General features: G+C 70.6%; 21 protein-coding genes and 1 pseudogene. 9 read left to right on the forward strand and 13 right to left on the reverse strand.

The annotated features are described in order from the left end of the window. Window positions 1-6: 6 nt before the first annotated feature. The gene (locus tag ABZT49_RS04065; protein ID WP_355283372.1) at window positions 7-1,020 is read left to right on the forward strand and encodes an NAD-dependent epimerase/dehydratase family protein; all 1,014 of its coding nucleotides are present in this window, start codon (window positions 7-9) and stop codon (window positions 1,018-1,020) included. A 59-nt stretch (window positions 1,021-1,079) separates the two neighbouring features. Beyond that, complete coding sequence (locus tag ABZT49_RS04070) at window positions 1,080-2,333, forward strand: TetR/AcrR family transcriptional regulator (protein ID WP_355283375.1); 1,254 nt, start codon at window positions 1,080-1,082, stop codon at window positions 2,331-2,333. A gap of 202 nt (window positions 2,334-2,535) precedes the next feature. On the opposite strand, the gene ABZT49_RS04075 is transcribed toward ABZT49_RS04070, so the two are convergent. The 5 genes from ABZT49_RS04075 to ABZT49_RS04095 form a co-directional block, all read right to left on the reverse strand. Beyond that, entirely contained in the window at window positions 2,536-2,910 is a 375-nt protein-coding gene (locus ABZT49_RS04075) for a response regulator (protein ID WP_355283378.1), read from the reverse strand. A 4-nt stretch (window positions 2,911-2,914) separates the two neighbouring features. Beyond that, window positions 2,915-4,654 (reverse strand): GAF domain-containing protein, encoded by a 1,740-nt coding sequence (locus ABZT49_RS04080; RefSeq protein WP_355283381.1) that lies wholly within the window; start codon window positions 4,652-4,654, stop codon window positions 2,915-2,917. Between the two features lie 92 nt (window positions 4,655-4,746). Beyond that, the gene (gene pepT, locus ABZT49_RS04085; RefSeq protein WP_355283384.1) at window positions 4,747-6,009 is read right to left on the reverse strand and encodes a peptidase T; all 1,263 of its coding nucleotides are present in this window, start codon (window positions 6,007-6,009) and stop codon (window positions 4,747-4,749) included. A 14-nt stretch (window positions 6,010-6,023) separates the two neighbouring features. After that, window positions 6,024-6,644 carry a glutathione binding-like protein gene (locus ABZT49_RS04090; protein WP_355283387.1) on the reverse strand — a complete coding sequence of 207 codons (621 nt, stop codon included), beginning with the start codon at window positions 6,642-6,644 and terminating at the stop codon, window positions 6,024-6,026. A 429-nt stretch (window positions 6,645-7,073) separates the two neighbouring features. Then, window positions 7,074-7,397, reverse strand: coding sequence for a hypothetical protein (locus tag ABZT49_RS04095; RefSeq protein WP_355283390.1), 324 nt, complete (start codon window positions 7,395-7,397; stop codon window positions 7,074-7,076). A 300-nt stretch (window positions 7,398-7,697) separates the two neighbouring features. Here ABZT49_RS04095 and ABZT49_RS04100 point away from each other — a divergent pair, with 300 nt between their 5' ends. The 4 genes from ABZT49_RS04100 (at window position 7,698) to ABZT49_RS04115 (ending at window position 10,588) form a co-directional block, all read left to right on the forward strand. After that, the gene (locus tag ABZT49_RS04100; protein ID WP_355283393.1) at window positions 7,698-8,141 is read left to right on the forward strand and encodes a DUF2948 family protein; all 444 of its coding nucleotides are present in this window, start codon (window positions 7,698-7,700) and stop codon (window positions 8,139-8,141) included. A 53-nt stretch (window positions 8,142-8,194) separates the two neighbouring features. Beyond that, the gene (hisD, locus tag ABZT49_RS04105; RefSeq protein ID WP_355283396.1) at window positions 8,195-9,484 is read left to right on the forward strand and encodes a histidinol dehydrogenase; all 1,290 of its coding nucleotides are present in this window, start codon (window positions 8,195-8,197) and stop codon (window positions 9,482-9,484) included. Between the two features lie 89 nt (window positions 9,485-9,573). Then, window positions 9,574-10,062 (forward strand): UPF0262 family protein, encoded by a 489-nt coding sequence (locus ABZT49_RS04110; protein WP_355283399.1) that lies wholly within the window; start codon window positions 9,574-9,576, stop codon window positions 10,060-10,062. Window positions 10,063-10,165: 103 nt separating this feature from the next. Further along, on the forward strand, window positions 10,166-10,588 hold the full coding sequence (locus ABZT49_RS04115; protein WP_355283402.1) for a low molecular weight phosphatase family protein: 423 nt from the start codon (window positions 10,166-10,168) through the stop codon (window positions 10,586-10,588). Window positions 10,589-10,788: 200 nt separating this feature from the next. On the opposite strand, the gene ABZT49_RS04120 is transcribed toward ABZT49_RS04115, so the two are convergent. From ABZT49_RS04120 to ABZT49_RS04135, 4 genes are all read right to left on the reverse strand, one after another. Next, the gene (locus tag ABZT49_RS04120) at window positions 10,789-11,109 is read right to left on the reverse strand and encodes an AzlD family protein (RefSeq protein ID WP_109973549.1); all 321 of its coding nucleotides are present in this window, start codon (window positions 11,107-11,109) and stop codon (window positions 10,789-10,791) included. Next, the gene (locus tag ABZT49_RS04125) at window positions 11,106-11,822 is read right to left on the reverse strand and encodes an AzlC family ABC transporter permease (protein WP_355283405.1); all 717 of its coding nucleotides are present in this window, start codon (window positions 11,820-11,822) and stop codon (window positions 11,106-11,108) included. The genes ABZT49_RS04120 and ABZT49_RS04125 overlap by 4 nt, the downstream gene beginning before the upstream one ends. Before the next feature lie 184 nt (window positions 11,823-12,006). Then, window positions 12,007-12,999: a PAS domain-containing protein gene (locus ABZT49_RS04130; RefSeq protein ID WP_355283408.1), complete on the reverse strand. Its 993-nt coding sequence runs from the start codon at window positions 12,997-12,999 to the stop codon at window positions 12,007-12,009. Further along, entirely contained in the window at window positions 12,989-13,732 is a 744-nt protein-coding gene (locus tag ABZT49_RS04135) for a Crp/Fnr family transcriptional regulator (RefSeq protein WP_355283411.1), read from the reverse strand. Before ABZT49_RS04135 ends, ABZT49_RS04130 begins: the two co-directional genes overlap by 11 nt. Window positions 13,733-14,086: 354 nt before the next feature. On the opposite strand from ABZT49_RS04135, the gene ABZT49_RS04140 reads away from it, so the two are divergent. Both ABZT49_RS04140 and ABZT49_RS04145 read left to right on the forward strand, forming a co-directional pair. Next, window positions 14,087-14,362, forward strand: coding sequence for a hypothetical protein (locus tag ABZT49_RS04140; RefSeq protein WP_355283413.1), 276 nt, complete (start codon window positions 14,087-14,089; stop codon window positions 14,360-14,362). A 7-nt stretch (window positions 14,363-14,369) separates the two neighbouring features. Beyond that, a complete protein-coding gene (locus tag ABZT49_RS04145; RefSeq protein ID WP_355283416.1) occupies window positions 14,370-14,645 on the forward strand; it encodes a hypothetical protein in 276 nt (91 codons plus the stop codon). Window positions 14,646-14,754: 109 nt separating this feature from the next. On the opposite strand, the gene ABZT49_RS04150 is transcribed toward ABZT49_RS04145, so the two are convergent. The 3 genes from ABZT49_RS04150 to ABZT49_RS04160 form a co-directional block, all read right to left on the reverse strand. Then, window positions 14,755-15,015 carry a hypothetical protein gene (locus ABZT49_RS04150; protein WP_355283419.1) on the reverse strand — a complete coding sequence of 87 codons (261 nt, stop codon included), beginning with the start codon at window positions 15,013-15,015 and terminating at the stop codon, window positions 14,755-14,757. Between the two features lie 101 nt (window positions 15,016-15,116). Further along, on the reverse strand, window positions 15,117-15,809 hold the full coding sequence (locus ABZT49_RS04155; protein WP_355283422.1) for a hypothetical protein: 693 nt from the start codon (window positions 15,807-15,809) through the stop codon (window positions 15,117-15,119). Next, window positions 15,806-16,168, reverse strand: coding sequence for a hypothetical protein (locus ABZT49_RS04160; protein WP_355283425.1), 363 nt, complete (start codon window positions 16,166-16,168; stop codon window positions 15,806-15,808). Before ABZT49_RS04160 ends, ABZT49_RS04155 begins: the two co-directional genes overlap by 4 nt. Window positions 16,169-16,755: 587 nt before the next feature. On the opposite strand from ABZT49_RS04160, the gene ABZT49_RS04165 reads away from it, so the two are divergent. After that, entirely contained in the window at window positions 16,756-19,611 is a 2,856-nt protein-coding gene (locus ABZT49_RS04165; protein WP_355283427.1) for a phosphoenolpyruvate carboxylase, read from the forward strand. 341 nt (window positions 19,612-19,952) lie between these two features. On the opposite strand, the pseudogene ABZT49_RS04170 reads toward ABZT49_RS04165, so the two are convergent. Continuing rightward, window positions 19,953-20,748, reverse strand: a pseudogene (locus ABZT49_RS04170) (thermonuclease family protein); the annotation flags it as partial.

Raw genomic sequence — 20,748 nt, forward strand, 5'->3', positions numbered from 1 at the left:
CCCGCCATGCGCTTCCTCGTGACAGGCACGGCCGGCTTCATCGGCTTCCATCTCGCCCGGCGCCTGCTCCGGGCCGGCCACGAGGTCGTGGGGGTCGACGGGCTGACCGACTACTACGACGTCGCCCTCAAGCAGGCCCGGCTGGCGCAGCTCGCGGCCCTGCCCGGCTTCTCGTCCCACGCCTTCCTGCTGGAGGAGCCCGGCGCCTTCGTGAGCCTGATGGCCGAGGCGCGGCCGGAGGTGGTGGTGCATCTCGCCGCGCAAGCCGGGGTGCGCTACAGCCTGGAGCACCCGGAGGCCTACGTCTCGGGCAACATGGTCGGGACTTTCCAGGTGCTGGAGGGCTGCCGGGCGCATCCGGTGCGCCACCTGCTCTTCGCCTCGACCTCCTCGGCCTATGGCGGCAACCGGGCGGTGCCGTTCCGCGAGACCGACCGGGCGGTCTGGCCGCTCACGATCTACGCCGCCTCGAAGCTCGCCGGCGAGGCGATGGCGCATTCCTACGCCCACCTCTGGAAGATCCCCACCACCGCGTTCCGGTTCTTCACCGTCTACGGGCCGTGGGGCCGGCCCGACATGGCGCTCTTCCTGTTCACCCGAAAAATCCTGGCCGGCGAGCCGATCGAGGTCTACGACCACGGCAGGGCGGTGCGGGACTTCACCTATATCGACGACCTCGTCGAGAGCATCTCCCGGCTGATCGACGCCCCCCCTCCCCTGCCCGGCGCCGCCCCGGTCTCGGCGGCCGATACCCTGAGCCCGGTCGCGCCCTACCGGATGGTCAATATCGGCGGCGGCCGGCCGGTGAGCGTCGCGGCGATGCTCGACGCCCTGGAGGAGGCCCTCGGCCGGACGGCCCAGCGCCACCTGCGCGACCTGCCGCCCGGCGACGTCGAGCGGACGGAAGCGAGCCCCGACCTCCTGCGCGACCTCGTCGGCTACGTGCCGGCGACGCCGCTCGCCACCGGCATCCCGGCCTTCGTCGCCTGGTACCGGGCGCATTACGGCACGGGAGCGTGAGAGGAGCCCCGTCAAATCACCGGCTTGCCAGGGCGGCCGCGACAGTGCTCAATCCGCCCATGCCCCGCAGCCTCGATCCCGAGACCGCGCCCGTTCCCGACGCGGCGCCGCGCCAGACCCGGCGCTACGCCCAGAAGCGCGACGCGATCCTCCACGCCGCCGCCGCCCTGATCAACGAGGCCGGGGTGAAGGGCACGACGCTCGCCGACGTCGCCCGCAGTGTCGGGCTGATGACGAACAGCGTGACCTACTATTACCGCCGCAAGGAGGATCTGGCGGCGGCCTGCTTCCTGCACACGATCGGGGTGCTCGACGGGCTGGTGGCCCGCGCCGAGGCGGCGCCCGACGGGCCGGCGCGGCTCGCCCTCCTCCTCGACCTGATGGTCGCCCACCGGGCCGCGATGGCGGCGGGCGAGGAGCCGGACCTTGCGGTGCTCAACGACGTGCGGGCTCTGCCCGCTCCGCAGGCCGAGAGCGTGTTCTCGGCCTACAACGCGCTGTTTCGCCGCCTGCGTGGCCTGTTCGACGAGGACGGCCTCGACCGGCCGGACCGCAACGCCCGCACCCACCTGCTGCTCTCGGTGCTCCACTCGACCCGGCTGTGGATCGGCCGCTACGAGCCGCGGGACTACGCCCGGGCCGGCGCCCGGATGGGCGACATTCTCACCCGCGGCCTCGCCGCACCGGGCTCCGACTGGCACCCCGCCCTCCTGCCCGAACAGGCGCCGCCGGAGGAGAGCGAGGTCTCGCCCGAGGCGTTCCTGCGCGCCGCCACGATCCTCATCAACCAGCAGGGGTATCGCGGCGCCTCGGTCGAGAAGATCTCCGGCCTCCTCAAGGTCACCAAGGGATCGTTCTACCACCACAACGACAACAAGGACGACCTCGTCGCCAATTGCTTCGCCCGCAGCTTCGCGCAGATCCGGGCGGTGCAGGACGCGGCCGACGCGAAGGGCGGCAGCGGCTGGGACCGGATCTGCACCGCGTCCGCGACGCTGGTGCGCAGCCAGCTCGGGCCGGGCGGGCCGCTCCTGCGCGTCACCGCCTTCAGCGCCCTGCCGGAGGCCCTGCGCACCGAGACAAGGCGCACCATGAACCGCCTGACCGAGCGCTTCGGCTTCTGCCTCGTCGACGGCATGGCCGACGGCTCGGTGCGTCCGCATGATGCCGGCATCGCCGCCCAGCTCGTGTCCAGCATGGTCAACGCGGCGGCCGAGCTGCCCGCCTGGGTGCCGGGGGTGACGCCGGACAATGCGGCGGATCTCTATGCGCGGCCGTTGTTTCTCGGATTGTTCGCGCCGGCGGCGCGGTGACGGAAAAGCCCGATTGGCTTGACGTTGCCCGGAGCTGCTTTCGACCCCACTCGAACGTTCGAGGCTGCATTCCACGATGACCGGAGTTGAACGAGAAGCGGTCTTTTGACCAAGCTTGTCTCAGCCTCCGGTCAGGTGATCGTATTGCTCGGAGAGCGTTGCGAGCCGTGCCAGTGCATCGATACCTTTGACCCAGTGGGCACTATGCGGCGAACTGCCGCAGTGCCGCCTCGATCTTACGCCGGTCGAATGGCTTGCCGAGCACGATCCCGCGTGACGGAAGCCGTGCCGCATCCCATGGCCAGGACGAGATCATCAAAAGCTCGATCGGCGGCCAGCGGTCGCGGATCAGCAGTGCCAGCTCCATCCCGGCGGTCGAGCCGCGCATGTCGAGGTCGGTAAACACGGTGCGGATGTCGGTGCGGGTTTCCAGGATCTGGATCGCCTCGACAATGCTGAAAGCCTCAACGGGTTCGCAACCTGCGTTTTCGACGAACTCGACCAGCGCAATCATCAGGATCGGATCGTCCTCAACAATCAGGACGCGCGGGAGTGCCAGAGGGTAAGACTGACCCATTGACCTAGTGAACCTGAACCTGAACGTCAGCAAGCGGGGCGCGGAACTCAGCCTGTAAGCCCACCGGATCGTAACGGAGGTCGGTCACTCGCGTTCCCACCAGCCCCATGCGGATAAGCTTCGAGCCGAACCCGCCGCGGTTGCTTGGTGGTGTCACTGCCGGGCCGCCGCTCTCGGACCAGTCGAGTACCAGCGTGGGCGCCTTGCCGTCTTCGGTGCGCCAGGTGATGCGCACCTTGCCGGTGCTAGCCGAAAGCGCCCCGTACTTGATGGCGTTGGTCGCCAGTTCGTGCAGCAGCAGTGACAGCGACAGGGCGGCCTGCGGACTGATGTCCATGTCCGGCCCGTCGAGCGCGAACCGGTCCAGGTCCGCCTGCATCGCCAGGACGCTTTCCATGACGTGGCGCATCCGTGCGGCAGTCCAGCTCTTATGCATCAGCACGTCATGGGCGCGCGACAGGGCCAAAACCCGGCGCTCGAACGCCTCGACCGGCTCGCGCTCTGTCACGTTGCGCAAGGTTGAGCTGGCGATGGACTGCACGATGGCGAGGGTATTTTTCAGGCGGTGCGCCAGCTCGTGGTTGAGCACGGCCTGTAACTCTTCGGCGCGCACTCGCGCCACGCCGACCTCAACCCGGTCGGCGACGTTGCGCAGGAACCCAAGCTCCTCCACCGTCCAAACGCGCGGCTGCACATCGTGGACGATGAAAGCCGCGACCGTGCGTCCGCGCTCGCGCACCGGCATGTGGACGAAGGCGTTGATGTCGAACTTCTGCCAAGTGGTCGCGTCTTCCGTGGTGCGCGGGTCCGTGGCCACGTCATTGACGATCAGGGCTTCGCCATGCTGCAGGGATGCGCGGATGTTGCCGAAGTCATCGTAACGGTGCCGACCTTGGACGCTGATCTGACCAGGCGCGGTCCAGTCCGGTTCGATGTCGACGAACTCCACATCGCCGACGATCAGGCCAAAGCCAGCGCGACTCACGCCGAGCGTGCGGCCGACGATCTCGGACGCAGCGCGAGTCATCTCCGGTATGGTTGTGAGGTCGCGTAGACCGTCACCAAGTTGGAGCAGGGCGTTGCGGCGTATCTGGGCGCCGACCTCCTGGGCACGCAAAGCGTCACGCTGCTGAATCGCTCGACGAAGGTCGAGCTGTATCATCACCTGCCGTGCGGCCCGCCGCAGAGCGTCCTGCTGGACCGAGGTCAGCCCCCCGAGGCGCGGCTGATGGTCGATGACGCACAGGGAGCCGATCGTGATGCCGTCCCGGGTGCGCAGGGGTGCGCCCGCATAGAAGCGGATGAACGGCTCGCCAGTGACCAGCGGGTTGGCGGCGGTGCGCGGGTCCGCCAGGAGGTCGGGGATCTGCAAGATGTCCGGCTCGGCCAGGACGAACTTGCAGACCGAGCTGTTGAGGTCGGTTTCGCAGGAGGGAAAGCCGACACGCGCCTTGAACCACTGCCGGTCGCGATCGACCAAGCTGACCAGCGCCACCGGCACCCCGCAGGCCAGTGCAACGAGGTTCACCAGGTCGTCGAACCCCTCCTCGGCCGGGGTGTCGAGAATGTCAAAACCGTCCAGCGCGGCGAGGCGTTGAGGGTCGAGAACGAGGGGCGGGACGGGGTGATTTTCCATTGGGCACAGAATGTTTGTGCGCAGCTCGTACCACGAACCCGACTGCTCTGTCACACCGTCATCCCGATCCCCGACCCGCTTGCGATGCAGATGCTCGCCCGCGATCATGGCCGTGTGCGCCTGCTTCCGACCTGAATTCGGACGTTCGCCTTGGCGATCAGCGAACTACCGCTACCCACCCACAATAGCCGTTGGCACGGTCAAGCCGATCGCGTTTCGCCCGTCACCCACTCCGCCGCCGACAGACAGATCCGCCGCGTCACCCGCCACGAGGCCGCGAAGGCCGGCACCGGCAGGAACTCGAACCGCGAGTGGAAGTTGTGGGCGCCGGTGAAGTAGTTCGGCGTCGGCAGGCCGCGGGCCGAGAGGGCGGCGCCGTCGGTGCCGCCGCGCATCGGGATCTGCCGCGGCGCGATCCCTTCGGCTTTCAGCGCGGCGAAGAGGAGATCGACGGGGCGGTGATCGTCGCCGAGGCTGTCGTGGATGTTGCCGTAGGTGTCGGTGATCCGGCATTCCACCCGGCCGGTCGGGTAGAGGGCGGCGATCTCCGCCGTCACCGCGTGCAGGCGCTCCTTGCGAGCGGCAAAGCGGTCACGATCGAAGTCGCGGATCATCGCCTGCAGGCGGGCCTCGCCGGAATGGGCCTGAAGGCCGTTGAACCAGATGTAGCCCTCGCGGCCTTCCGTGTTCTCCGGCGTCTCGGCGCGGTCGAACCGACCGATGAAGTCGTGCGCCATCAGGACCGGGTTCACCATCACGCCCTTGGCCGACATCGGATGCGCGGCGACGCCGGTGAACACGATCTCGGCGCCCGCCGCGTTGAAGGTCTCGATCACCACCTCGCCGAGGCCGCAGGCATCGATCGTGTAGGCGAAGTCGCAAGGGAAACGCGCAAGGTCGAGCGCCTTGGCGCCGCGCAGGCCGATCTCCTCGTCGGGCACGAAAGCGATCCAGATGTCGCCGTGCGGATCCTCGGGCGTCAGGGTCGCGAGCAGCGTCATCAAGACGGCGATCGCCGCCTTGTTGTCGGCCCCGAGCACGCTGGTCCCGTCGCCGACGATCACGTCCTCGCCGGTATAAGGGGCGATCTCCGGATGCTCGGCGACCCGCAGCCAGATGTCCTGAGCGGCATTGAGGCAGAGGTCGCCGCCGTCGAAGCGCAGGACCTGCGGGCGGATCTCGGGCGAGAGCCCGACATCGACGGTGTCGAGATGGGCGACGAAGCCGATCGGCGGGGCGCCGGGGCGGGTTCCGGGTTTGCGCGCCGTGAGAATCGCGTGCTCGTCGAGCACCACGTCGGAGAGGCCGAGGTCGCGCAGTTCTGCGGCCAAGAGTTCGGCCAGCACGCGCTGGCCCGGGGTGCTCGGCAGGGTGGTGGCGCGGGCGTCGCTCTGGCTCGCCACCGCGAGGTAGCGGAAGAAGCGCTCGATCAGCTGGGCCCGGATCCCCGTCTCGTCCGTCATATCGCGTCGGTCCATCAGGTCAGCGCCACCGAGAAGCCGCGCTGCACGGCCGGGCGCGCCATCAGCGCCTCGTACCAGCGTTTCACGTTCGGGTAATCGGCGAGGTCGACCCGGTGCCGGGCGTGGCGCCAGGCCCAACCCAGGATGGCGAAATCGGCGATCGAGAGGTCGCCGGCGACGAACTCGCCCTCGGCCAGGCGCTTGTCGAGGACGCCGTAGAGCCGGCGCGTCTCCTTCTGGTAGCGCTCGAGCCCGTAGGCGCGGTCCTTCTCGTCGACACCCAGGAAGTGGTGGACCTGGCCCGGCATCGGCCCGAAGCCGCCCATCTGCCACATCAGCCATTCCATGACCTGGACCCGGCCGCGCCCGCTCGCCGGCAGGAAGCGCCCGGTCTTCTCGGCGAGGTAGACCAGGATCGCGCCGGATTCGAACACCGAGATCGGCGCCCCATCGGGCCCCTCCACATCGACGATCGCCGGGATGCGGTTGTTCGGGCTGAGGGCGAGGAAGGCGGGCTCGAATTGCCGGCCCTTGGTGATGTCCACCGGCTCGACCCGGTAGGTCAGCCCCATCTCCTCCAGCGCGACGCTGATCTTGCGGCCGTTCGGCGTGTCCCAGGCATAGAGCTGGATCATTCTGCGCTCCCGTGCGGTGCCGGCCGGACGGTAGAGCGGTTCGGCCGCGGAGTCGCGCCGGTTCTGCGGGGGCCGCGTCACGGCTGGTCCGCTCTCAGGACATGCAGCGCTGTCCGTGAAGACGAAGAGGCAGAGGATCCCTCGAGCAGGCTACAGCTAGGGCACTTTACGATCGGGTTGCAATCACGAAGCTCTCTAGATCTTTGATTTTACCGCATTTTCTTCGACGAACCGGTGCTCACTTCGTCGGAAAATGCTCTAGAGGAATGGACCGTGAGACTGACTTTGCGCAATGTCAAGGGCCGGCCCGACCCGATTGGCGTCCGCGCCCCGGGCGCGAGTGAACGATCGCGCGCGGCATCCGGCATCGGTGAGGCGCGCGGCAGCACCGCCCGCCCCACCCGCACCGTCGATCGATGATACCCGCGATCAATACCCGATGGCGCCGCGCTTGAAGCCGAAGCCCGGGACCTCGCAGCCGCAGGACGAGTTGAGGGGAGCCGGCCGGGTCGGGCAATTGCCGCGGGCCGTGACGCAGATCCGGCCGATGCGGCCGCCGCCATACTCGCCGCGGTAGCGCGGACGTTCGTACTCGTCGCGACGGTAGCGCGGGCGGTCGTAATCGTAGCGTTCCTCGTAGCGGCGGCGCGGGCGGTCGTCGTCGTAGCCGCCGTAGCCGTATTGCGCGAAGGCGGGCGCGACGCCGAGGCCGAGGGTCAGGGCAGCCAGGGCGGCGGTCATCACGGTTCTCACGGGGTCTCTCCTCACGGTTCTCGACGGTCGTGTCGGACCTTGTCTCGCCGGTCACGCTAGGCGTCCCGACATGAACGCCGGCTGAGGCGATTCGGTGCCGTTGCGACAAGCGGCCTTGCCAAGAACCCCTCGCGAAATGAATCCCTCGCGAAATCAACGGTCCCCCGCCATCGGCCGGGCGATGGTTGTCGTCGGCGGGGGCCATCGCTACCTACGTTCAGTATCATTCCGAACAGCGCGGGCCGGCCGCTCGACGGGCCGGCCCCAAGCACAGGGACGCCGACAGTGAAGGACGCGGAGATGGAGCTCCTGAAGCTCGCTGCCCTCGACGCCGACGATCTCGCGGTCATCTCGACCCACCTTCAGGATGCGGTCCTGCGGACCGGAGACCTCGCCTACCTGCCCCGCGAGCGCCGCTTCGCCCTGGTGGCGCGGCGGTTCGACTGGGAAAGTCCCGACGGCGCCCCGCCGCGGCGGCGGCTGACGGGCCTGCATTTCGAGCGGGTGCTCAATGTCCGCTGCCGCAACATTTCTCGCGATGAGCCCGACAGCCCGCTCGAATTGCTGGCCATCACCTTCGAGCCCGGCGAGGCGCCCTCCGGCATCGCGACCCTGGTCTTCTCCGGCGGCGGCGCCATCCGGCTCGAGCTCGAATGCATCGAGGCGGCGATGAAGGATCTGGGCCCGGTCTGGCAGGCCGAGAGCAAGCCGGCCCATCTCGACATGCCCCTCGACGCGGCCTGAATTTTTTGGCAGTCGGCGGGCGAAGTCCCGCCGATCACGAGACCGGATTCCGCATGCAGCGCCTCGATTCCCGCGACCCCGACTTCGAGGCGCAGTTCACCCGCCTGCTCTCGGTCAAGCGCGAGGTGGCGGAGGATGTCGACACGGCGGTCCGCGACATCATCCGCGACGTGGTCGAGCGCGGTGACGCCGCGCTGATCGACTATACGACCCGCTTCGACCGGCTCGACCTGACCCCCGAGACCATCCGGGTCTCGCCCGAGGAGATCGACGCGGCGACGGCGGCGTGCTCGGCGGAAGCCCTCGACGCCCTGAGGCTGGCGAAGGAGCGGATCGAGACCTATCACCGCGCCCAGGTGCCGGCGGATCACCGCGAGACCGACGCGCTCGGCGTCACCCTCGGCTGGCGCTGGACCGCGCTCGAATCGGTCGGCCTCTACGTGCCGGGCGGCACCGCGAGCTATCCCTCCTCGGTGCTGATGAACGCGGTGCCGGCCAAGGTCGCGGGCGTGCCGCGCCTCGCCATGGTGGTGCCGACGCCGGACGGGGTCACCAACCCGCTGGTGCTCGCCGCCGCCAAGCTCGCTGGGGTCGACGAGGTCTTCCGGGTCGGCGGCGCCCAGGCCGTGGCGGCGCTCGCCTACGGCACGGCCACGATCCGGCCGGTCGCCAAGATCGTCGGCCCGGGCAACGCCTACGTGGCGGCGGCCAAGCGCCGGGTCTTCGGCCAGGTCGGCATCGACATGATCGCCGGCCCCTCCGAGGTGCTGATCCTCGCCGATTCCTCCGCCAATCCGGACTGGGTCGCGGCCGATCTGCTCGCCCAGGCCGAGCACGACACGGCCGCCCAGGCGATCCTGGTCACCGACAGCGACGCGCTCGCCGAATCCGTGGCGGCGGCGGTCGAGGGGCAGCTCAGGACCCTGCCGCGCTCCGCGATCGCTACCGCGAGCTGGCGCGATTACGGTGCCATCGTACGGGTGGAACGTCTCGGCGACGCGATCCCGCTGGTCGACCGCCTCGCGCCCGAGCATCTCGAGATCGAATCGGCCGAGGCCGAGGAGCTGGCGGCGCGGGTGCGCAATGCCGGGGCGATCTTCCTCGGCGCCCACACCCCGGAGGCGATCGGCGACTATGTCGGCGGCCCCAACCACGTCCTGCCGACCGCCCGCTCGGCCCGGTTCTCCTCCGGCCTCGGCGTGCTCGACTTCATGAAGCGGACCTCGCTCCTCTCCTGCACGCCCGAGGCCCTGCGGGCGCTCGGCCCCGCTGCCGTGGCCCTCGGCCGCTCGGAGGGGTTGGAGGGCCATGCCCGCTCGGTGGCGATCCGTCTGAACCTTTAATCAGTCCGGCTCATCCTACGTCCGGCTTGCGCGGGGCACCGCGCTCGCCTCTGCTGCACGTCCTGGACAACACCCGGGGAGGAGATCCGATGGCGAGCGAGGCTCCCGATCCGCGACAGCGCCTGGCGGCGGTGACGCTCGACGAGGATTCGATCGGGCGCGGCAACCCCGACCAGGAGCACGAGCGCGCCATCGCGATCTACGACATCCTGGAATCGAACAATTTTCGCGTGGCCAACCACGAGGGCGGCCCCTACGCGCTGGCGCTGGGCCTCGTCGAGAACAAGCTGTCCTTCGCGATCTCCACCGCCGACGGCCAGCCGGTGATGACCCATCTCCTGTCGCTGACGCCGTTCCGCGGCGTGATCCGCGACTACGAGATGATCTGCGACAGCTACTTCAAGGCGATCCGCACCGCCTCGCCGAGCCAGATCGAGGCGATCGACATGGGCCGGCGCGGGGTCCACAACGAGGCGTCCGAGCTGCTGCGCCAGCGCCTGGAGGGCAAGGTGGAGATCGACCACGACACCGCCCGCCGGTTGTTCACCCTGATCTTCGCCCTGCACTGGAAGGGCTGAGCCTTTGTCCGGAAGCCCCCTTCCGGACAGTGCCGCTCCCGCCGGGGCCGATTCGTCGAGGCCGGACCCTGGGCGACCCGATCCACCGAGACCGGGCAAGCGGGTGCAGTCGGTGCTGTTCGTCTGCAACTTCAACGCGGTGCGCTCGGCCTGCGCCGAGGCCCTGGCCCGGCACTATTTCGGCAAGTCGGTCTACGTGCAATCCGCCGGGGTGCGCGGCGGCGAGCCCGCCGACCCGTTCATGATCTCGGCCCTCGACGAGATCGGCATCGACGCCTCGCGCCATCGCCCCCGCACCCTGGCGGAACTGGAGGAGTGGGAGGGTCTGAACTTCGACCTGATCGTCTCTCTCTCGCCGGAGGCCCATCACGCGGCGCTCGAACTCACCCGGACGGTGGCGGCCGAGGTCGAGTACTGGCCGACCCCGGACCCGACGGTGTCGCAAGGCTCGCGCGAGCAGCGGCTCGACGCCTATCGCGACGTGCGCGATGGGCTGGGGTTTCGCATCCGGCAGCGGTTGCGGTGAGGATGAAATCCTCCAAGCCGTTCCGATCGTTCGGTCTTTCCCAGCCTCCACCTCATCCTGAGGTGCGAACGGAGTGAGCCTCGAAGGAGGCCTCCAGAAGTCTCCGAGCGAGCTGGAGAGCCCTCCTTCGAGGCCGCTACGCGGCACCTCAGGATGAGGTTGCGGGTGGGATCAATCGAGCGACACGGGCGGACGGATGTCTACAACCCCAGAGCCCGGCCGGCCGCCACCACCCCCAGCCCTGCCAGCACCGCCGCCAGCTCGAACCGGGTCAGCGCCATCACGCCGGCGGCGGTGACGAGGCCGAGCAATCCGGGCAGGCCGGCGGACAGGCCGGTGGGGAGCGCCGTCGCCACCACGATCGAGCCCGGCAGGGCGCGCAAGCCGCGCTCGACCCGCGGGGTGAGCCGCACCCGGCTCATCAGCACCACGCCGGAGGCCCGGCAGAGATAGGTGACGAGGGCGAGCGCCAGGATGGCGATCCACGGGCCGGCCGGACTGGCGAGGACGGCGTCGATCATCGCGCCGCCCCGTCATCGACGAGGAGGCCGGTGACGAGGCCCGCCGCGGCGCCCGCCGCGATGAAGGCGTAGCCCGGCACCAGCCGCTGCACCAGGAGCGCGACGAGGCCGGAGGCGAGCCACGGCAGGGCCGGCCGCACCCCGCGCCAGAGCGGCGCCAGCATCGCGGCGAAGAACACCGGCAGGATCATGTCGAGGGCGTAGGCCCGGGGCTGGGTCACCAGGGCGCCGGCAAGGTGGCCGGCCGCCGTCGAGGCGACCCAGAGCGGCCACAGGCCGATGCCGGAACCAAACAGCACCCCGAGGTCGCGCCCGCCCTCGGCGCGGTGGCGGACGCCGATGAGCCAGCTCGCATCGACGAGCACGAACAGCGTCATCGCGGTGCGCCAGAGCGGCGTGCCGCGCATCCAGGGCTGGATCGTGGCGCCCATCAGGATCATGCGGGCGTTGATGAGCCCGGTCACCGTCATGGCGGCGAGGAGCGCGCTCAGGGTCCAGGGCTGGCCCCAGACCTCGAGCGTCACCATCTGGGCCGAGCCGGCATAGACGAGGGCGCTGGCGCCCATGGCCTCCGCGAGGCTCACGCCGCGCTGGGCCGCCGCGGCCCCGAAGGCCGCGCCGAACACCGCGATGCTGGGCCAGAGCGGCAGGCTGAGCCGGATGCCCGTGAGGATGCCGGCACGGGTGAACGGCGCGGCGGATGTGGGGGACATGGGGTGCGAGAGAGCGTGTCGGCAGCGGGAGCCCCGTCTGTCGCGCACCGGTTCGGTGGGCGTCAATCCGCGGATCCGCCTGCCAGGGTTGCGGGAGCCGCGACCGCGATCACCCCCGCCAAGGTTGACGAAACCTCACCGTGACGCATCGATGCGCCGTTTCCACGTGAAACAGCCGCGCCCGTCACCGCGGCAGCGGCAGCACGATGACGACCTGGCGCTCGTGGCGGGTCTCGGTGACGGTGGTGACGGCGTGCAGGTCGTAGGCGAGCATCCGCTCCAGCATCTCGCCGCGCAGGCTCCCGCCGCCGCCCGCCATCACCGCGTTGCCACGCCGCGCGCGCTCGCGCCAGATCAGGGCGAGGTGGGTCGGCGTCGTGGTCCAGGTCGCCGCGATCCGGTCGTGGCCGTCGAGCACCGCGCTCAGAACCAGCTCGTGCAGGGCGAGCCCGAGCTTCTCGGCCATCTCGACCGGCAGCCGCACCGGCGGGCCGGCGAGCTCGCTCGGCTCCGGCAGGGCGTGGGCCGACAGCTCGTCCCGGATCAGCACCTCCAGGGCGACGCCGCTCAGCGGTTCTCGCGAGACCTCGGCCTGGATGCGGGCCATGGCGGCCAGGCGGTCGTCGACATAAGCGACGACGTCGTCGGCCGTGACTGCCGTGTCGGCGATGCGGCGCACGATGCCGCGGGTCACCGCGAGGTTGTTTCGACCCTGGCGCTGCAGCTCGTGGATCAGGCGCGTCTGCGCCTCGCGCATCTGATGCAGGGCGTGGATGTCGGTCGAGGTGCCGAACCAGGCGACCGGCCGGCCGTCGCCGTCGCGCCGGGGCGTGGCGCGGGTGGAGAACCAGAGGTGGGACTCGCCCTCGATGCCATCCGACGAGTGGCGCCGCAGGCGATGCTCGATCGCCAAGACGCCCTTCCTGGACGCCGCCTGCCAGGCCTGGAGCGTGCGCGCGCGGTCCTCCGGATGGACGGCATCAAGCCAGCCGTAGCCGCGGCTGGAGGAAGGGCTCTGCCCGGTGAAGGCGGCCCATTGCGGGCTCGCCCAGATCCAGTCGCCGAGCGGGTTCGCCTGCCAGACAAGGTGCGGGATGCTCTCGACCATCCGGCGGAAGTCGGGCGCCTCCCCCTCCTGCCGGGCCACCTCCTGCCCGACGGCAGTCTCACGCCTCATTGGAATCGAGGTGCCGCCCTTCGCGGCCCAGATGGAGGTAGTTCGGGTTGAACTGCACCGCCCGTTGCAGCGCCTCGAGCCGGTGGATGGTGAGCTCGCGGCCTCGCAGGGAGATCAGCCCGACGCTGCGCAATTCTTGCAATGTGCGGTTGACGTGCACCACCGACAGCCCGATCGTGTCGGCGATCTCGGCCTGCGTCAGGGGCAATTCGCAGGTCGTGCCCTGGGTGAGCCCGACGGCGCGCAAGCGGACATAGAGTTCGCAGAGCAGGTGGCCCAGGCGCTCGAAGGCGGTGCGCTGGCCGATATTCACCGTCCATTCGCGCTGGATCGCCGCCGCCACCAGGGCTTCCCAGCACAGGGCCTGCGACAGCCGGGCGTGTCCCGCTGTGAGCTGGCGCATGGTCTCGGTGGGGATCTCGGCCAGGGTCACGGCGGTGACGGTACCGATCGAGTGGTCCATCTCACCCAGGATCGAGACGTTTTGGTCGCACAGATCGCCCGGCAGCAGATAGGCGATGATCTGGCGGCGACCGTCCTCAAGCGTCTTGTACCGGCAGGCCCACCCGTCGAGGATCAGGTTCACGCCCTGCGGAAGATCACCTTCGTGAACGATGTCGTCGCGCGAGCGGATGCGGCGCGTGCGCTGGCGCGACGCCTGATCGAGCGCGTGCTTATCATCGAAGGACAAGCTCGCGAAGTGCTCGAGCTTGCGAATGAGAAACTCAGCCAAAGCACCCCACCGCCCTACTTGACACCTGTTCTAACACATTTGTGTTCAAAGTTTTCTAACAAAAGTTAATATCGAATTTCGGACCGAACTATTTTTGACTAATTGATTGTGGCCTTCCCCAATCGTCGACGCTCGCTACACCCAATGGAGCTGTCGGCGGGCCGCTGCCGGGTCCCACCGGAACCGGACCGGTATTGCGGTCCGGGCGGGTGGGCGGAGTGTTGCGGTCTCACAACATCAGGATCGGAAGTGGAAGCTCGGCCACAGAGCGGGGATTGTGATCCGCGGCCGGATAGGCAGTTTTGGCGGCGAGGGCGGCTCCTGAAGCGCGAGGCGGCGATGATGTCACGGGCGATGCACGATCGACCCGGCGGGCCGGCTCCCGCCATCCTGGCCCCGGTCCGGCAGACCGGTGATGCGGGCCGCGCGGCCGTGCCCTTGGCGGCATTCCTGTCCCCCGGCCTGCACGCCGCGTTCGACGGCTGCCTGGCCGAGGCACTGCCGGCGGATCTCGCCGACCTCCTGGGGCGGCTCGACCGTTCCGGAGGCGCACCGAAGCCGGGATCCCCGCGCGACCGCGATGCGGCCGTGCGCTGCCCCCGCAATCCCGATTCCTTCAAGCGTTCGTAGAGTGACCATGAGCGAAATCGCCGCCGAAACCACCCGCGTCGTCGCCTTCCCGCAGGCCGTGGCCGCGACCCCCGTCGACGAGAACACCGCTTCGATGATCGAGGTGCTGCAGGAGCAGCTGCGCCTCGCCCGCGAGGGCAAGCTGCGCTCCGTCGCGGTGGTGTCGGTCTCCTCCGACGGCGGGGCGGTCGGCACGCAATGGTCCTGCACCCACGGCGACATCACCAGCCTGATCGGCAAGCTGACGGTGCTGACCCACGACATGATGGCCGCCCGCAAGTGAGCGGCCCCGGAAGGTAAGGCGGCTCGTGACGGTGACCGTCTCCCGCCGGTAGCGTCATCCGGGACGGGATTCGCCCGTCCCGCCGGCCGGCCACGATCCGGCCGCCGCGTCAGCCGCGGCTGAGCCGATGGGCGTTGGCCCGGACCTTGCGGCGATAGTCCCGCACCACCCGCTCGGCCGTGCCGCCGGTGGCGAGCGTCATCGCGGCCTCCGCCGCGGCCTCCATCTTCTCCGCCACCATGCGCTGCGCCTCGGCCTGGGCCGCCTCGCCGCCGCGCGAGAGCTTGGCCAGCCGCAGGGCGACGACCGTCTGGGCTTCGAGCCCGAGGCGGACGGTGTCGAAGCCGAGGCGCAGCCAGGAATCGTACATCGCGGGATGTCTCCGAGAACGGGTCGTGAGCGGGATAATCGGCCGCCCGGCGGACGAACGCCGCAACGGCCGCGGTGTTTCCGTCGAGGAAGCGGGAAAAATCAGGGAATCGCACCCTGCGGCAGCATGAGGCCGCCGGGTGTCCGCGAGGGCGCGCCCTCGGGGGCCGCGGCATTCTCGCGCTTCGGCTTCGCCGCCCGCTTGGCAGTCGCCTTCGGCGCCTCGGCGGACGGATCGGCCCCCTCGGCCTGGGGCCCTTCCGGCTTCGGGGCGTCCGCCTTCCCGATCTTGCTCTTCGGGGCGCCCTTGCGGGCGGCGGGGACGGGCTTTGGCGCCTTCGGCTCGGCCACCTTCGGGGCGTCGCCGCAGGCCTGGAAGGCGAGTTCGGCCAGAACCTGGCTGCCGTCGTCGGCGACGATGCGCAGGGTCGGCGGCAGGGTGTCCGGGCTGCCGGCCCACTGGATCGTCGCGCCGTTCTGCGCCTCCAGGGCGGCCGGCGAGGGCCCGCGGCGCAGGCCCGACAGGTCGGGGCCGTAGGCGGTCGCGAGCTTGTTGCGGATCACCACCTGCAGCACCTGCACGGTCTCGGGCGAGAGCGGCCGCAGCGGGTTGCTCCAGGTCATGGTGCCCTGCCGGGTGACGAACAGGCGAAACCCCTTGGCCCCCGCGAATTCGGGCGCCTGTGGCGGCGGGCAGGCCGGCACGGCGTCGCCGGGCACGGCACGGGCGGTAAGGCTCGAGGGGACAGCCGAGAGGGCGGCCAGAAGGACAGCCTGCACCGCGGCACGCTTCACCGGAATTCTCCGTCGCGCTTGGAAGGATCGAACCTGGAAGAGTCGAACCTGCGGTCGCCGGGCTCGGGCAGGCCGGGCTCCGCCGGGTCGTGGTCGATGGTCATGCCGCCGCGCGGGCGGAGCCTCGGCGCGTCGGGCGCTTCCAGCCGCTCGGGGTCGGCGCGCGGCGGCGCCGGCCGGCGCGAAGCCTCATCGAGGAGGCCGGCGAGGTCCTCGTCGAAGTCGCGAAACAGCTCGTCGCCCCGGTCCTCGAGCTCCTGCTCGTGCGGGAGCCGCAGGGGCGGACGGCGGCCGCGGCCCTGCGCGAACACGAGCACCAGGCCGACGAACACCAGGGCTGCCGCGGCAGCCAGAATCACGATCATTTCCATCGTGATGCCAGCCTTAGAGCATTTCCGGCGACCTGTCCGGTCGCACAGCGACGATCGCGCATGCAATGACGGCGTCCGCCCGCGGCTTCACCAAGCCCCCCGCGTCAGGCCGGCAGGTAGCCCGCCTCGCGCAGGCCCGCCTCCACGGCGACGAGCAGGGCGCCCTCCTCCGGCGACGTCCCGGACCCCTCCTCGGCCTCGGACTCGGGGATCGCCCGCCCCGGCGCGCTCGCCGATCAGCCCGCCGGGCAGGGAGGGCCCGACGCGGGTTGTGGCCGCCTCCAGGGCAGTTCCGATCGACATCATGGCGCGTTGCTCCGCGAACCGGCATCTTCGGGCCGGCCAGTATGAGACGGCGAGACAATCTTAACCATTGCGTGGGCGTCACCGGGGACGATTCCGGACCGGGCTGTGTCTTCGCGGCCGCAAGGCCCGCGCGCCTCGCCGCCCAGGCGCGCCCAGGCCGGCGCGCGGCCTATATGCGCCGCGGAACGCTCCTTGCGTCACGGCATCCAGGCGCGAGCCCGCGCGCCGCTCGATCCGGACGGTGATCCGGCACAGGACGAAGCGATCCGATGGACAGGCACCCAGGTACCGACCCCGATTCCGACCGCCACGGTTCCGAGTCCCGCTCCGCCGCGACCCTCGAGGCGGACCTGCTCGGTCTGGTCGAGGAGGCGCGCCACCAGGCGAGCCAGGATCCGTTCCGCAATCCCGTCCTGACCGTCGCGCTGGCGATCAGCCGGCTGTTCGACCGGGACGAGATCGGCGAGGACGACCTCGCGGGCCTGTTCGTGCGCCTGCGCGCCCAGGCGCTGGAGGCCCGGGCGGCGCGGCTGCGGGCCTATCTCGGCCTCGGATCCGAGCCGGATTCCTCCGCCGCGACCGAGGCCGTGGCGGCGGCCGCCCTCGGCGATCCGGAGATGGGCTTCGAGGCCGCCCGCACCCGGGTCGAGCGCACGCGCTTTGCCGCCGTCTTCACCGCCCACCCGACCTTCGGCATGCCGAAGGCGGTGGCAAAGCTCCTGGCCGAGGCCGCCTCCGAGCCCGACCCGGCGGCGCGGCGGGCGCCGGTCGCGGCCGCCGCCGCGCTCTCGGCCCGGGCCGACCCGGTGATCACCCTCAACGACGAGTTCGACCAGGCCCGCCACGCGGTCCAGCACGGCCGCGCCGCCCTCGATCGCCTGAACGAGGCGCTGCTCCGGGCCGCCCGCGAGCGCTGGCCGGATCGCTGGAGCGACCTCGTCCCGATGCCCATCGTCATCGCCTCCTGGGTCGGCTGCGACACTGACGGGCGCACCGATATCGGCTGGTGGGACACCCTGCGCTACCGGCTCGAATCGAAGCGCACCCAGCTCGACCGGGTGCTGTCCCAGCTCCCCGACGATCCCGCGGCGGAGCCCGCGCGGCGCCTCGCCGAGGAGGCGCGGGCGGCGGTGTTGCGCCAGCTCGCGGTGGCGCCGAAGCTCGGCGACCAGCCGGGGCTCGAGGCGGTGCACCGTTTCGCCCTGGCGCTGATCATCGAGCGCGACCGGGCCCAGACCGCGGCCGGCCCCCTCCTCGCCCTGCTCGACCGGGCGGTGGCGGAGGCCGCCGACGACGAGGCGCGCCTGAAGCTCTGCGTGCTGCGGGCGGGCGTCGCCGCGCACGGGCTCCAGAACGGCCTGCCGCATTTCCGGCTCAACGCCAGTCAGGTTCACAACGCCGTGCGCCGGGCGCTCGACCAGGAGGGCGATCCGACCGACCCGGCCCAGCGCCGCTCGCACCTCGCCTCGATCAACGCTCTCCTCGACGCGGTCGCGGCAGTGCCGGTGGATTTTGGGGCGCTCGCCGCCGAGCGCGCCTCGGCCGCCCGGCTGATGATGACGATCGCCCAGATCCTCAAGCACGTCGACGGCTCCCACCCGGTCCGCTTTCTGATCGCCGAGACCGAGACCGGCTACACCCTGCTCGCCGCGCTCTGGCTCGCCCAGCATTTCGGCATCGGCGACAAGGTCGAGATCACGCCCCTGTTCGAGACCGCCTCGGCGCTGGAGCAGGGCGTGCACGTGATCGAGGATGCGCTCCGCTCGCCCCACTGGCGCGCCTATCTCAAGCGCATCGGGCGCCTCGTCGTGCAGTTCGGCTACTCAGATTCGGGGCGCTATGTCGGCCAGCTCGCCGCCACCTTCTGGATCGAGCGCCTGCGCTTCCGCATCACCGAACTGATGGCGGCGCACGACCTCACCGACATCGAGCTCGTGATCTTCGACACCCACGGCGAATCGATCGGCCGGGGCGCCCACCCGACGAGCCTCGCCGACCGCCTGGCCTACCTCGCCCCCGACCATGCGCGCCGGCGCAACCGCGAGGCCGGGATCCGCACCAGCCTCGAATCGAGCTTCCAGGGCAGCGACGGCTACCTGCTGTTCGGCACGAAGGCGCTGGCCGAGGCCACGGTCGCGCGCATCGGCGAGCACGTCTACAGCCGGCTCCAGCCCGCCCCCGATCCGATCTACGCCGAGGCCGACTTCGCCACCGAGTTCTTCACCGGCGTGCGCCAGGACATGGAGACGCTCGTCAACGATCCGGGCTACGCGGCCTTGCTCGGCACCTTCGGGCCGAACCTGATCGACCGCACCGGCTCGCGCCCGGTGGCGCGGCAATCCGACGGCGGCGGGCCGGTCGCCATCACCCATCCGCGCCAGATGCGGGCGATCCCCAACAACGCGATCCTGCAGCAGCTCGGCTTCCTGGCGAATTCCCTGCACGGCGTCGGGCGGGCCGCCGGCCGGGCGCCGGACCTGTTCGTCGAGATGCGCGAGCGCTCCGAGCGCTTCGCCCGTGCCTTCCGGCTGGTGCAGGAGGCCACCGCCGTCGGCGACCTCGACGTCCTGCGCGCCTATATCGACACCCTCGACCCGTCGGTCTGGCTCGAGCGGGCGCGCCGCGCCACGAGAGACGGGCGGCGCGAGGAGATCGTCGCGGTCGCCGCCGCCCTCGACCGGCTCAACCTCGCGCCGCACCTGCGCCGCCTGTTCGGCCGGCTGACGCAGGACCACCTGATGCTGCACACGGTGGCCCCCGACCTGCCCGGGATGACGCCGCGGCTGGCGCTCCTGCACGCGTTGCGCCTGGCGCTGATCCATCGGATCTGGTTCCTGGCGGTGCACATCCCGGGCTTCCGGCCGCAGAACGGCATCACCCGCGAGGCCCTGATCGAGCGCATCCTGCGCCTCGACGTCGAGAGCTGCCTGAAGCTCCTCGACGACATCTTCCCGGTGACCCCGGACCCGACGCTCGGCCTCAATTTCGGCGAGCCGGCGGGGCCGCGCGGGGTGGGCACCTACGAGGCCGAGCACCGCACCCTGTTCGCCCCGATCCGCCGCCTGTTCGTCCTCGTGCGCGAGATCAGCGGCATGATCCAGCACGAGGTGGGGGCGTTCGGGTGACGGTGTCGCGTGCCGAGAGTTGCCTGCGAGGGCGGACCGACGTGACACCCTCCTCGTCATCCCGGGGCCGCGCAGCGGAACCCGGGATCCATAACCGCCGAGGGTTCAGGACGAGGCGGAGCGCTGGTCGCGCCGTTCGGCACTGTCAGCGGTTATGGATCCCGGGTTCTCGACTTCGTCGAGCCCCGGGATGACGATGAGGGTTTTACATCGGTCTGCCCGCACAGATCAGGCTCTCAGGATCGACGACCGCGGGATATTGTTGGCTCTACGCTACTATCTTGTACCATGTTGCAACGCGATCGGATGGAGATCCAGGATCGACGCGGGGGCCGCGATCGTCAGGGCTTCGCCCAGATCCCGAGCTTGCCCGTCCGCGCGTGGCGCTCGGCCTCGACGAGGTCCGGCGTCGCCTCGGGCGTCGCGCGGCCGCCGCCGTTGTAGAGCACCACCTCGGAGAGGTCGTGCCCGTCGACGGTGCAGATCCAGGCGGTCTTCGCCGGGCTCGGCTGGCAGTTCACCGGGCGGCCGCCGAGATAGCCCGTGAGGTCGCCCGCCTGCGCGCCCCTGGCCGCCTCGACGCCGTAGAGGCGCAGGGTCCGGCCGCCGAGCCGCAGGGTCGCGGTGTCGAGCACCTCGGCGACGCCGGCGACCGGGCCGGCGGCCTCCGGCACCAGGGCGCCGGTCTCCACGGGCTCGCGCTTCGCCTCAGGACTCTTCGCCTCAGGATTCTTGATGTCCGGCGCGGGCTTCGCCTCGGCAGTTTTCCTCTCGGCCGGCTTCGTCTCCGCGGGCTTGGTCTCGGCCGACCGGCTCCGACCCGCCGCTTGTCCGGCTCCTTGCGCGGGCGCCTGGGCGATTGCGGCCTCGCGCGCAGGCTCCTCGCCGCCGCGGAGCAGGGCGTAACCGACGCCCAGCACAGCGAGCCCGCCGAGGACCGCGTAGACCGGGCGGCGGGACGAGCCGCGGCCGGGGAGCGGCTGCGGCCGGGCGAGCCCGGGCTTCAGCCCCTCGCCGGGCGGGACCGGCGGCACCGGAACCGGCGCGGCGGCCGGGGCTTCCGGTTCCCGCGCCGACGGGCGCAGGCGCGCGGCGAGCCCGCTCAGCGCATCCTGCCAGCGCGAGGCGGGGGCGGGG

It is taken from the genome of Methylobacterium sp. EM32 (genome assembly GCF_040593685.1).
GTDB lineage: Bacteria > Pseudomonadota > Alphaproteobacteria > Rhizobiales > Beijerinckiaceae > Methylobacterium.